Below are 13,047 nucleotides of genomic sequence, written 5' to 3'. Positions count from 1 at the left end.
TCCGCGTCGGCTGACGTCATGCGAATGCCGCAAGCGGCCCTGGCTCTGGCCGGTCTGATCATGCTTTGGCAGGCGGTGGTGGTCGTCGTCGAACCGCCGCGCTATCTGCTGCCATCGCCGCAGGCCGTTCTGCAGGTCTTTCTGCGCCAGCCGGACTTTCTCGCCCATCACATGATGATCACCGCAACGGAAGTGGTGGCCGGACTGATCGCGGGCTCCCTGCTTGGCTTTCTCACCGCTCTCTTCGTCGCCGCCCTGCCGAGGTTTGGCCAGTTCGTCTGGCCGGTCGTGCTGGTGCTGCAGGCGCTGCCGGTCTTCGTGCTGGCACCGGTTCTGGTGCTCTGGTTCGGCTTTGGGCTCGCCTCCAAGGTGGTGATGACGGTGATCATCATCTTCTTTCCCGTCGCCTCCGCCTTTGCCGATGGCCTGAACCGCACCGACCGCGACATACTCGATGCCGCTTCGCTCACTCAGGCGAGCCACTGGCAGATCCTGATCCGCATTCGCCTGCCGCTCGCCTTGCCCTCGCTGGTCTCCGGCCTGCGGGTCGCCGCGCCGCTTGCGCCTCTCGGCGCAGTCGTCGGCGAATGGGTGGGTGCCGCCGGCGGGCTTGGTTTCATCATGATCCAAGCCAATGCCCGCATGCAGGCCGACCAGTTGTTTGCCGCCATGCTGGTGCTGGCGCTTCTGTCCGTTTTCCTGCGTCTCCTTGTCGATCGGCTGACGGCCGGTCTTGCCCCCTGGGCACGCGAGGAGGCGCATTCATTCCGATCCATTCCTCTGTCTCGAAGGATATCCCCGTCATGAAACGGTTTCTTGCCGCAACGACCCTTGCCGTCGTTACCGCACTCGCGCCGCTTGCCGCCCATGCGGAGGACAAGCTCTCCGTTCTGCTGGAATGGTTCGTCAACCCCGATCATGCCCCCATGGTGGTGGCGAAGGAACTCGGTTACTTCAAGGCCGAAGGGCTGGAGGTGGAGCTGATCCCGCCGGCCGATCCCTCCGCCGTGCCGCGGCTCGTCTCCACCGGTCAGGCCGATATCGGCATTCATTACCAGCCGAACCTCTATCTCGATCATGCTGCCGGCGTGCCGCTCAAGCGCTTTGGCACGCTGGTCGAAACGCCGCTCAACACAGTCACCGTGCTGGCGGATGGACCGATCAAGAGCCTGAAAGACCTGGCGGGCAAGAAAATCGGCTTCTCGGTCACCGGTTTCGAAACCGTCATGCTGCAGCGCATGCTCGCCTCCGAAGGGGTTTCGGCCGACAAGACCGAGCTGGTCAACGTGAACTTTTCGCTCTCCCCGTCGCTGATCGGTGGACAGGTGGATGCGACGGTCGGCGGCTTCCGCAATTTCGAACTCACCCAGATGCGGCTCGAAGGCCATATCGGCAAGGCCTTCTACCCGGAAGAGCATGGCGTCCCGGCCTATGACGAACTGATCTACGTCACCCGCACCGATCTTGCCGGCGACAGTCGCCTGCCGCGGTTCCTCAAGGCGGTGGAGGAGGCGGCGATCTTCATCACCAACCATCCGCAGCAGGGCTGGGAACTGTTCATCAAGGCCTATCCGAATCTGGATGATGAGCTGAACAAGACGGCCTTCTTCGACACACTGCCGCGGTTTGCCAAGCGTCCGGCGGCGCTCGATCGGGGGCGCTACGAGCGTTTCGGCCAGTTCATGGCAGAAGCGAAGCTGATCCCAGAGGCGCCGAAGGTCGAGGACCTGGCCGTGGAGTTGAAATGAACGAGATCATTGAACGCATGAGTGCCGCCGAGGCGGGTGTGCTGCTGCAGCGGGTCCGGGAGAGACGCCCCCGCGTGCATGCGCTGATGAACACCGTGGTGCAGAAATTCACCGCTGACGGCATCACCGCCGTCGGCGCCATACCCTCCATGACTTCTTCGCTGGAGGAGATCGCCGATTTCGTCACCAAGGCCGATGCGCTGACGATCAATCTCGGCACGCTGGATCAGGAGCGCCGTAAGGTCATCCGGCTGGCGGTCGAGGTGGCGAATGCCGCCGGCAAACCCTGGATCGTCGATCCTGTCCACTGTGACTATTCGCCGGGGCGGCTGGCGTTCGCGCGCGAGCTGATCGCGCTCGGTCCGACAGTCGTGCGTGGCAACAGGGCGGAGATGGCCCTGATCGGTGACACGCAGGCAAGCCTCCGGATCGAAACCGGGCCCGTGGATCATCTGCAGGATGGGCCGGTGCATGTGGTCGTCCGCAACGGTCACCCCCTGATGGCGAAGGTCACCGGCACCGGCTGCCTGTCCGGCGGTGTGATCGCCGCCTTCCTGGCGGTTGAGAAGAATGCGCTGAAGGCTGCCGCAGCCGCACTTGCCACCACCGGTGTGGCCGCCGAACGTGCGGCGGTGGAGGCACGGGGGCCGGGGTCCTTCGAACCCGCCTTCCTTGATGCGCTGGCCGAACTTAGCGGCGAAGACCTCTCGAAAGATGCAAGGATCGATCATGAAACCGCTTGATGACCGGCTGAATGCCATTGTCGATGCCTCGCTTCTGGATCTGGCACCGCTCAACGACCTGGCGCGTCTGGCGGCGAAGGCCGGCGCGACACTGATCCAGTACCGCGACAAGACCGCTTCGACCCGCACGATGATCGAGCGTGCCACGGCGATCCGTGAGGCTTTGGCGGGGACCGGCGTGCCCTTCGTCGTCAATGACCGGGTGGATGTGGCGCTTGCCAGCGGCGCTGACGGCGTGCATCTCGGAGCCGATGACATGGATGCTGAAACCGCGCGCCGCCTGCTGGGACCGGATGCCATCATCGGGCTGACGGTCAAGGCAGGCGCCGATGCGGTGAGGGCGGGTCGCGCGCCCTGCGACTATGCCTGCATCGGCGGCGTGTTCGAAACCCTGTCGAAGGTTAATCCCGATCCGCCGGTCGGTCTTGACGGATTGCGGGCGCTGCGCGAGGAGATCCGCGCGCTCAATCCCGGCCTGCCGGTCAGTGCCATTGCCGGCATCACGCTCACCCGCCTTCCGGATGTCATTGCCGCCGGGGCAGACGGGGTCGCGGCGATCTCTTCGCTGTTTCGCGCCGACGATCCGGCCGGTGCCATCCGCGCCTTTCGCACCACCATCGACCAATGCCTGAAGGAGAGACGCCCATGACCGCCATTGCCCTCACCATTGCCGGGTCCGACAGTGGCGGCGGTGCCGGCATCCAGGCGGACCTGAAGAGCTTTTCCGCGCTCGGTGCCTTCGGGGCGAGCGTGCTGACCGCCGTTACCGCGCAGAATACGCTTGGCGTCACCGCCGTCGAGGATATTTCCCCCGGCATGATCGCGGCGCAGATGCAGGCGGTGTTTTCCGATCTTGCGGTCAATGCCGTCAAGGTCGGCATGGTGTCGCGCAGCGAGACGATCCATGTGATTGCCGATGGTCTTGCCGGCTTTCAGGGGCCGGTCGTGGTCGATCCCGTGATGGTGGCGACGTCCGGGGATCGGCTACTGCAGGAGGAGGCGATCGAGACCTTGATCGCGCGTCTTCTGCCGCTCGCGACCATCGTCACGCCCAATCTGCCGGAAGCAGCACTGCTGACCCGGCGCCCGGTGGCCGAAAGCCGCGAACAGATGATCGCGCAGGCGCAGGCAATCCTTGGTTTCGGCGCGAAGGCGGTTTTGATCAAGGGTGGGCATGGCCGGACGGCGGAGAGCATCGACTACCTGGTAACGGACGAGGTGATCACCCCGCTCGCGGCACCCCGCATCGAGACCCGCAACGATCATGGCACCGGATGCACGCTGGCGGCGGCCGTCACCGCCGGGCTGGCGCGTGGTCTCTCGCTCGACGAAGCCTGCCGTGCGGCGAAGGTCTATGTCCATGCGGCACTGGAGGCTGGGCGCAATCTCGTCGTCGGCCAAGGCCGGGGGCCGGTGCATCATTTCCACGCCTGGTGGCCGGCGTGAGGGAGCGGCCCGCATGACGGCGCGGCTCCTGGCAGGGCTGGAGAGGGGGCTGGGCGCTGTCGTCGCCCTGATCCTCTGCGCCCTGCTGGTCCTCGTTCTCACAAATGTCGGCCTGCGCTACGTTTTTCACACCGGCTTCATTGGTGCGGAAGAGGCCGGCATCTGGCTGCATCTGGCGTTGATCTCGCTCGCCGCGCCGCTGGCCCTCAATGGTCCGCTGTCGATGCGCTTCGATATCGGCCTGAAATTCCTGCCGCGGTCCCTTCGGGGCGTGGCCTTGATGCTGGCGGATGCATTCAGTGTCATCGCCGGCCTGACCCTGCTGTTGGGAGCCTGGAAGGTGACCGGCCTCGTCGGCGGTACCTCTCCTGCGCTTGGCCTGCCGGAATGGCTGCGGTTTTCGGTTGTCGCGGTCGGTGGCGGGCTTCTGCTGGCAATCCTTGCTCTATCGCGACTGAAAGAGAATCGGGCGGTGGGGCTGCTTCTGTCCCTGCTGGCCGGGACCGGGGCCTATATTGCCATTCTGCTTGCGGATTTTTCCGCGTCCTGGCCGCCGAGCGCTATCCTCGGTCTGCTCGCCGGGTTGGGCCTTCTCGTCTCGGCACCGCTGGCGCATGCCTTCCTTGCCTCGGCCGCGCTTGTCGGCGCCTTCGGCAGCAGCCTGCCGGAACCCGCACTCGTCTCGACGGCGGTCAACGGCATGTCGAAATTCCTGCTGCTGGCCATTCCCTTCTTCCTGCTGGTCGGGTCGCTTCTGACCGCGTCCGGTGCGGCAACGCGACTGGTCGGCTTTGCCGCCGCCATGGTCGGGCACCGGCGGGCAGGTCTCGGTCAGACGGTGCTGCTGACCAGTGTCATCTTTTCCGGCGCTTCCGGCTCATCGGTTGCCAATGCGGCCTTCGGGGCCGCGACCTTCCAGCCGCAACTGGTGAAGAATGGTTATCCCCCGGCGCAGGCGGGTGCCATCATCGCCGCCACCTCGGTGCTCGATAATGTCATTCCGCCGTCGATTGCCTTCCTGCTGCTGGCGGCGGCCACCAATCTCTCCGTCGGCGCCCTCCTGACGGGCGGCTTTTTCGCCGGGGCCCTGATGGCCGCGTGCCTTGCCATTGCCATCCACCTCAGCATCCGGACAACGGGCGAGGGGCGGCCGGCGACGGGCGGCCAGAGATTGCGCGCCGCGGCGGCGGCTTTGCCCGCTTTCGGGCTTGGAGCCATCGTCGTCGTCGGCATTCGGTTCGGCGTTGCGACACCCACGGAAGCCGCCGCGCTTGCCGCCCTTTATGCGCTCGGGCTTGCCGTCTTCGCCCGCTGCAGCGGAGGATCCGTTGTGGCTGCCTTTCGCCAGTCGGCGGTGGAGGCGGGGGCCATCGGGCTCTTGATCGGGTCCGCCGGTCCCTTCGCGTTCCTGCTGGCGGTGGATGATGTCGGCGGGCTGATTGCCAGTCTCGTCCACACGCTCGGCAGCAGCCCCTGGCTTGTTCTGCTGAGCTGCAATCTGGTGCTCCTGGTGGCCGGTTTGTTTCTCGATATCGGCGCGGCGATCCTGCTGATCGGGCCCATCCTGGTACCGGTCGCGGTGGCCGCCGGCATCGATCCGGTGCATTTCGGCGTGATCCTCGTCGTCAACCTGATGATCCACGGCCTGACGCCGCCGCTCGGCATGCTGATCTATGTGGTCTCGGGCGTCACGCGCGTGCCGGCGGCGGATCTGTTTCGGGCCGTCTTGCCCTATCTCGCGGCACTTCTTGCCGCCCTCTTCATTCTCTGTGTTCTGATCCTGATCGTCTAGGAGGCATCCATGCTGTCCCGCCGCACCTTCCTCGCCACCGCCACCGCCACCGCTGCCCTGTCGGCGCCTGCTCTTGTCCGCCCGGCGTTTGCAAGAACAACGGTCATCACCGTTGCCTCGCTGCTGGCCGAGGACAAGCCGGAAACCCGCATCTGGCGGCGGATTGCCGAGACGGTGGAGGCGAAACTGCCCGGTCGCTTTCGTTTCAACGTCGTGACGAACGGTGCCTTGGGCGGCGAAAAAGAGGTGGCGGAAGCAAGCCGCCTCGGGTCGGTGCAGGCCAGCCTCTCGACGGTCTCGGCACTCTCCGGCTGGGTGCCTGAGCTCCAACTGCTGGATCTGCCCTTCCTGTTCAGGGATGCTGCCCATCTCGGCCGGGTCGTGTCCGGCCCGGTGGGGGCGGACCTGAAGCAGCAGCTCGCCGACCAGAATTTCGTCGCCTGCGGCTTCATCGATTACGGCGCGCGGCATCTCCTGACGAAGAAACCGGTTACCCGGCCGGAGCAGCTGCAGGGCAAGCGCATCCGCGTGATCCAGAGCCCGCTGCACACGAAACTCTGGAGCGCTTACGGCGCAGCGCCCATCGGCATTCCGATCACCGAAACCTACAATGCGCTGTCCACCGGCGTCGCCGATGCCATGGACCTGACAAAATCCGCCTATGCCGGCTTTAAGCTCTACGAGGTCGTGCCGTACCTCACGGAAACGGCACATATCCGGGCCGCCGGTGTCGTCTATTTCGCCGCCTCCTTCTGGAAGGGGCTTAACCCCGAAGAACAGGCCGTTCTCGCGGCGGCGGCGGCGGATGGAGCGCTGTATTTCAATGATCTGATCCTCACTGACGAGGCACGATCCATGGAGGTGGCCTCATCCGAGGGCGGCAAGGTGCTGCAGCCGGAATCGATCGAAAGCTGGCAGGCCGGAGCCAAGACGGTCTGGCAGAATTTCGCGCCGGTCGTCGGCGGCATGGACCGCATCGAAAGCGTGATTAGCGCGTGACGGGGCCGGGGCGCCCTCCGATCCGGTCTCTGGTACGCCGGCCCGTTTCGGCTTAAAGCGAAGCGGTGATGGTTGATGACGACACTCCCTCCGCCCCCGAGGCGCCGACCCCGCGCATGCTCGCCTGGGCCAAGAACTCTGCCGCCTACCGGCTGTCCCGGCGCATGATGACCGAGCGCCAGTTGGCAGAGGCCGTCGGCCGCAAGGCGCGGCAGAAATTCGAAGGGATTACCGATGAGCAGGTGAAGGCGTTGGCGGAGGCCGCTGTCGCCTTCGGCCATTCCGTCAGCGCGTTGGATGACGCCGCCTATGCGGAAATCCGCACCCGGTCGTCCGTCCGCGCCGGCAAATCCCGCAAAGCGATTGCCCAGACGCTGGTCCAGAAGGGTGTGGATCGTGAGATCGTGCAGGCGGCGGTTCAGGAGACCGATGACCTGAAGTCCGCGATCATCTATGCGCGCCGGCGTGCCTTCGGCCCGTTTCGTCGGGTAGACATGGACGAAAGACAGAAGGCGAAAGAGCTTTCCGCCTTCGCCCGACAGGGTTTTTCCTTCGAGATCGGCGCCCGCATTGTCCGCATGGATCGTGACGAGGCAGAAGAACTGCTCGCAATGCCCTGAGCATCGCAGTGCGCTCCGCATTGCAAGGCGTTTGGCGCCGATGCTTGTTCCAAGGTCAGCTTCACACCAGCAGCAACTTCTAGTCTGTGATCGGGCAGATTCTGTGCTCGTCGTTTTTTCATGGTGTTCAGTCGGCGGCGCCGTGCGGCTGAACAGGCTAGGCAAGAGAACATCTTCATGACGTCGATTATTGGGTCGCTTTCCGCCGCGCAGATCAAGCAGCTCTCACCGACGGTGATTGCGGCGTGGAACAGCGAAGACATCGCCGCGCTCAAGCCGACGCAGTTGAAGGAGATGTCGGCGACCCAGGTGGCCGCGATCCAGGCCGACAATGTCGGCATCATGTCGACGTCGCAGCTGACGGCCATTAGCGCCCAAGCGACCGTGGGTCTCACCCTTGACCAGATTGCCGCGATCTCGGCCGACAAGATCTCCAGCCTGACGACCATCCAGGTGGCAGCGCTCACTACGGCGCAGCTCGCCTCGCTCAGCACCAGTCAGGCTGAGGCGCTGACGTCCGGGCAGATCGCTGGCCTGAACGCGCGACAGGTGGCAGCGATTACGTCTGCAGGCGTGGCCACGTTCTCCCCCTCGGATATCGCCGCCATCAGCACCGGCTCCATATCCGGCCTGTCGACCGACACCTTTGCCGCGCTGTCTTCCTCGCAACTCGCCGCTCTGAAGCCGGCGCAGATCGCGGCCCTCAAACCCACACAGCTCGCCGCGCTCTCGCCGGAGCAGCTCGCCGGCTTGTCGGCCAGTCAGGTCACGTCGATGACATCCGCTCAAATCGCGGGTTTGCCGACCTCCAGCATCGCCGCGTTGTCCACGGATCAGATCCGGGCGATCAATGTGAAGTCCGTTCCCGGCATGACGACCGCGCAGGTTGCTGCGCTCACCTCCGATCAATTGGGTGCGCTTTCCGCCTCGCAGGCCGCAGCCATGACGGCGAGTCAGGCCTCTGCGATTACCGCAGACAAGGTCACGGCGCTTTCTGCATCGACGGTGATGTCACTGAGCACGGCGGCTCTGACCGGCCTGACCAACAGTACTGTCGCCGCCCTGGGCACCGAGCAGGTTGCTTCCCTGACGACCAAGCAGGTGGCGGCGCTTTCGACGCGCCAGATCGGAGCGCTGACGACTTCGCAGCTGAGTTCCTTCACCACAACGCAGATGCGGGCCTTCAGCGCGGGTCAGATCGGCGCCATTCCGGCAGCCAATGTTGCGGCGCTCGGAACAGCGCAGGTTGCGGCCCTGGAGCGCACGGCTGTTGCCGGGTTCAAGGCCGTACAGCTCTCGGCGCTTTCGACCGATCAGGTGGAAGCCTTCACGGCAACCCAGGTCGGTGCCTTCAGTGCCACCCAGTTGGCGGCACTCAGCCCCGAAGGGCTTGCGACATTTTCGACCAGCGAAGTTTCGTCTCTGAATTCCGCGGCGCTGTCCGGTCTTACGACGCTGCAGATCGGCGCGCTGACCTCCAGCCAGATTGCAAGTTTGAAGACGGCGCAGATCCCTGGCCTGAAGGCGGATCAGGTCGGAGCGCTGACGAGCGCGCAGATCCAGGCCCTCACCACGGCGCAGGTCAATGTCTTGAGCGGCAGTCAGGTCGCCGCTTGGGGGGCAGGCAAGATCGGCGCGCTGTCGGCGGATCAGATTGCCACGCTGAACACCAAGGCTGTCGTGGCGCTTACGGCGGCGCAGGTGACGGCTCTCGACCAAAGTCAGGTGGAAGCGCTTGGCAGCGCGCAGATCAAGGTGATGAGTGCACGACAGGTCGAAGCCATCGGAACGGCAGGCCTTGCGACCTTCACGACGGATGAGATTGCCGCCCTTTCAACGGGCACCCTGTCTTCGCTGTCGGCCGAACGTCTGGCGTCGCTGAGCACGCAACAGGTTGCAGCGCTGACGACGGCGCAAATCGCCTCTTTGAGGGCAAACCAGGTGTCCGCCTTGTCGCCCTCTCAGGTAGAGGTCCTATCGAGCCAGCAGCTGAGGGCCCTGACCGCGACCCAAGTCGCGGCCCTTTCCACCAATGCGGTGGCTCTTCTCACCACCGATCAGTTGGCAGGCGTCACGGCTGCCGCCATCTCCGGGCTGACGACCGCACAGCTTGCGACCCTGACGCCGGCGACGGTTGCCTCGTTCACCACGGCCCAGCTTGGGGGGCTGACGTCGAGGCAAGCCGCACAGCTTGGGTCCGACGTGCTGACACAGCTGTCGAGCAGCAGCATTGCAGCTCTGAGCACCACGGCTCTTGCGGCTCTCTCGACCGGCACTCTCGCGTCGCTCGACCCCAGTCAGTTGGGTGCGCTCACGGCCGCACAGATCGCGGCGCTGAAAACGGCTCAGGTTGCGGCGATGACCATGTCGCAGATCACCGCACTGTCGACGGCGCAGGTGGCAGCTCTGACGGCGGCCCAAGTGGGTGTGTTGAGCGTCGACCAGGTAACGGCCCTGTCCAACAGTCAGATCGCCGCGCTGAGTGCCAAGGGTGCCGCAGGATTGACGACCGGTCAGTTGAGCGGTCTGAACAGCGAACAGGTGGAATCGCTTGGAAAGGCGCAGATTGCCGCGTTCACCAGTGCGCAACTCGGCTCCCTGACGGCGGGAAGCCTCGGTCTCTTTACGCTGGAGGAACTGGCCGCCATCACACCATCGGCGCTTGCCGGTATGCCGACAGGCGAGCTTGCGGGACTGACTGCCGAACAGATGGAGGCGCTCACCACCGCGCAGGTCTCGTCTCTGCAATCTTCACAAGTCGCTTCACTGTCCTCGAGCCAGGTCGAGGCCATGACCGCCGAGCAGGTGAAAAGTCTGGGGACGGCCCAGGTTGCTGCGCTGTCTCAGGAGAGTATCGCTGCTCTGTCGGTCGAGCAGCTCCGCGCCTTGAGCACTGGGTCAATCGCGGCGCTGACAACCCAGCAGATCGCATCGCTGAGTGTCGATCAGTTGAACAGTCTCACCGCTGCACAGTTCGGCGCACTCACCTCCAGCCAGCTTGGCGCGATGTCGTTTACGACGCTCGACGGCCTGTCGGCCAGCGAGCTGGCATCGCTGAGCCCCGCTGCAATTGCCGGCATCTCTGACGAGACCATCGCAAAACTGTCACCCGACAAGATCAACAGCTTCACGACCTCCCAGATTGCCGGAATGAGCACCGGGCAGATCGCGGCACTGACCACATCGCAGATCGGCCAGTTGTCCACTGCGCAGGTGGCCGCGCTGACCGCCGCGCAGGCGGGCGCCTTGTCTGCGTCCGGGTTCTCCGCCCTTTCCGACGAACAGATCGGCGCGCTGTCCACCCGGGCGATGGCCGGTCTGACATCGACGCAGATCAAAGCCTTGACTGCGGATCAGGTCGGTACCTTGTCGACTGCGCAACTGGGTGCTTTGACCTCCACCCAGGTCGCGGCGCTGACGACCAGCAATCTGCAGCAGTTTTCGGCGGAAGCGCTGTCGGCGATCAGCCCATCCGCCCTGGCCGGGATGTCGGCCTCCGTCTTTGGTTCCATCACCCAGTCGCAACTGGCTGCTCTCACCACGGCACAGACCGCCTCCTTGACCACCGAACAGCTGGGCGCATTGCCGGCGGCACAGGTCTCGGCTCTCTCCTCCGGCCAGATTGGCGCGCTGACCAGTGCACAGGTGGCGGCTCTTTCGGTGAGCGGCGTTGCAGGCTTCTCTCTGGAGCAGGTGAGCGCGATCAAGACGGCAGCCCTCGTGGGCCTCACCACCGCGCAGATCGGCGCCCTCAACAGGACACAGGTCGATGCGCTGACCACCGCGCAACTGTCCGCCCTGACCTCGACGCAGCTGGGCGCCCTGAGCGCCGATGCCTGGGGCGCGCTCACAACGGGAGACATCGCGGCCCTTTCTGCCGGTGCGATTGCCGGCATCCCGGCGCTGCAGATCGCGGCGATGACCGGCGAGCAACTGGCCGCGCTTTCCTCGGCGCAGGTCTCCGGTCTTGGCACGGCGCAGCTGGAAGGACTGACGGCGGCGCAGGTCTCGTCGTTCACGACCGGGCAGATTGCTGCTCTGTCGAGCCTGCAGATCTCCGCGCTTCACCCCACCGCCGTCGCTGCCTTGTCATCGACGCAGATTGCGGCCGTGAAACCAGCCACGCTTTCGGCCATGACGACCTCGCAGGTTGCCAACCTGTCTCCCGCGCAGGTGGATGCCTTTTCGACAGATCAGATTGCGAGCCTCACCGAGGCGCAAATCGGATCGCTCAGCACGGCGGCGATCGGTACCCTTTCGACCGCAGACCTCGCAGCCATCAGCCCCGGCGCCATCGCCGGACTGACGACGCAGCAGGTCTCGGGGCTGGATCACGAGCAGCTTGCTGCCCTGAAGCCGGCGCAGGTGGCGAGCCTCACCTTCTATCAGACGCGCTCGCTGACGTCCGGCCAGATTGCCGCGTTGACGACGGAACAGGTGAGCGCGCTCAACGGTCTGCAACTCGCGGCCGTCGGGGCCGACAAGGTGTCGGTGCTCTCTACCGCGCAGATCAGCGCAATCTCCGCCGGCGCGATCACAGGGCTCACCACATCGGCAATCGGCCAGTTGTCTCTGGCTCAGGTGGAAGCCTTCACGCCGAGCCAGGTGGCGGCTCTCTCTTCTGCCCAGGTGGCGGCCCTGGATGCCAATGATCTGGCGACCTTCTCCACGGCCGACATTTCTGCCCTGTCGAGCGCCGGCATTGCCGGCCTGACCACGGCAAACCTGTCCAGCCTCAACACAACGCAGCTGCGTGCGATCACCTCGCAGCAGCTTCTGATGATGAATGCTGACCAGATTGCCGCCATCGCCGCCGCCTATCAGGCCGCCGGCTGATTGGATCGATTGAATTTTGTTGCAAAGCACACTGCATGAGCAAGTGCAGTTGACCTTTGATCCGGCAGCCTATCAGTATAGCCCCCGTGCGATTTGCAGGACGGTAAAAAGCCTGCGAGCGGGGGCTGATACTCCCCGCCTTTGGATGGGAGTCATTGCATGCAGAAAATCTATCCTACCGCAAAGGAGGCGCTGGACGGCCTTCTTTCCGACGGCATGTTGATTGCCGCGGGCGGGTTTGGTCTTTGTGGTATTCCGGAACTTCTGATTGCAGCAATCCGTGATGCTGGAACGAAGAACCTGGTGATTGCCTCGAACAATGCCGGTGTCGACGATTTCGGCCTCGGTATTCTTCTGAAGACAAGGCAGATCAAGAAGATGATCTCGTCCTATGTGGGTGAAAATGCCGAATTCATGCGGCAGTACCTTTCCGGCGAGCTTGAACTGGAGTTCAACCCGCAGGGCACCCTTGCGGAGCGCATGCGCGCCGGTGGTGCCGGCATTCCGGGCTTTTATACCCGCACCGGTGTTGGCACGGTGATTGCCGAGGGCAAGGAGCACAAGGACTTCAACGGCCAGACCTATATTCTGGAACAGGGCCTGTTTGCCGACCTCGCCATCGTGAAAGCCTGGAAGGCCGACACCTCCGGCAATCTCGTCTTCCGCAAGACCGCCCGCAACTTCAACCTGCCGGCCGCCACCTGCGGCAAGGTCTGCGTGGCCGAAGTGGAGGAAATCGTGCCCGTCGGCTCGCTCGACCCGGATCATATCCACCTGCCGGGGATCTACGTGCATCGTCTGGTGCAGGGCGAACACGAAAAGCGTATCGAGCAGCGCACCGTGCGCAAGAAGGAGGCTTGAGC

Annotated in this window: 10 protein-coding genes; all 10 read left to right on the top strand. The window is 64.5% G+C overall.

Annotated elements, in window-relative coordinates:
* The first annotated feature begins 18 nt into the window (after positions 1-18).
* The 10 genes from G6N78_RS21760 (at position 19) to G6N78_RS21715 (ending at position 13,045) form a co-directional block, all read left to right on the top strand.
* Positions 19-807 carry an ABC transporter permease gene (locus tag G6N78_RS21760; RefSeq protein WP_165223801.1) on the top strand — a complete coding sequence of 263 codons (789 nt, stop codon included), beginning with the start codon at positions 19-21 and terminating at the stop codon, positions 805-807.
* Entirely contained in the window at positions 804-1,748 is a 945-nt protein-coding gene (locus G6N78_RS21755; RefSeq protein ID WP_165223798.1) for an ABC transporter substrate-binding protein, read from the top strand. The genes G6N78_RS21760 and G6N78_RS21755 overlap by 4 nt, the downstream gene beginning before the upstream one ends.
* Entirely contained in the window at positions 1,745-2,491 is a 747-nt protein-coding gene (locus G6N78_RS21750) for a hydroxyethylthiazole kinase (protein WP_234906085.1), read from the top strand. Before G6N78_RS21755 ends, G6N78_RS21750 begins: the two co-directional genes overlap by 4 nt.
* A complete protein-coding gene (thiE, locus tag G6N78_RS21745) occupies positions 2,478-3,140 on the top strand; it encodes a thiamine phosphate synthase (RefSeq protein WP_165223795.1) in 663 nt (220 codons plus the stop codon). Before G6N78_RS21750 ends, thiE begins: the two co-directional genes overlap by 14 nt.
* Entirely contained in the window at positions 3,137-3,937 is an 801-nt protein-coding gene (gene thiD / locus G6N78_RS21740) for a bifunctional hydroxymethylpyrimidine kinase/phosphomethylpyrimidine kinase (protein ID WP_165223792.1), read from the top strand. Before thiE ends, thiD begins: the two co-directional genes overlap by 4 nt.
* A gap of 13 nt (positions 3,938-3,950) precedes the next feature.
* Positions 3,951-5,729 carry a TRAP transporter large permease gene (locus G6N78_RS21735; protein ID WP_165223789.1) on the top strand — a complete coding sequence of 593 codons (1,779 nt, stop codon included), beginning with the start codon at positions 3,951-3,953 and terminating at the stop codon, positions 5,727-5,729.
* 9 nt (positions 5,730-5,738) lie between these two features.
* Positions 5,739-6,728, top strand: coding sequence for a TRAP transporter substrate-binding protein (locus G6N78_RS21730; protein WP_165223786.1), 990 nt, complete (start codon positions 5,739-5,741; stop codon positions 6,726-6,728).
* 68 nt (positions 6,729-6,796) lie between these two features.
* A complete protein-coding gene (recX, locus tag G6N78_RS21725) occupies positions 6,797-7,348 on the top strand; it encodes a recombination regulator RecX (protein WP_165223783.1) in 552 nt (183 codons plus the stop codon).
* 177 nt (positions 7,349-7,525) lie between these two features.
* The gene (locus G6N78_RS21720) at positions 7,526-12,184 is read left to right on the top strand and encodes a beta strand repeat-containing protein (protein WP_165223781.1); all 4,659 of its coding nucleotides are present in this window, start codon (positions 7,526-7,528) and stop codon (positions 12,182-12,184) included.
* Positions 12,185-12,343: 159 nt separating this feature from the next.
* Complete coding sequence (locus G6N78_RS21715; protein ID WP_165223779.1) at positions 12,344-13,045, top strand: CoA transferase subunit A; 702 nt, start codon at positions 12,344-12,346, stop codon at positions 13,043-13,045.
* The last annotated feature ends 2 nt before the right edge of the window (positions 13,046-13,047 follow it).

It is taken from the genome of Allorhizobium pseudoryzae, assembly GCF_011046245.1.
GTDB classification, from domain to species: Bacteria; Pseudomonadota; Alphaproteobacteria; order Rhizobiales; family Rhizobiaceae; genus Neorhizobium; species Neorhizobium pseudoryzae.
The sequence above is the reverse complement of the archived record's forward strand: the minus strand, read 5'-3'. Positions and strand labels throughout refer to the sequence as shown.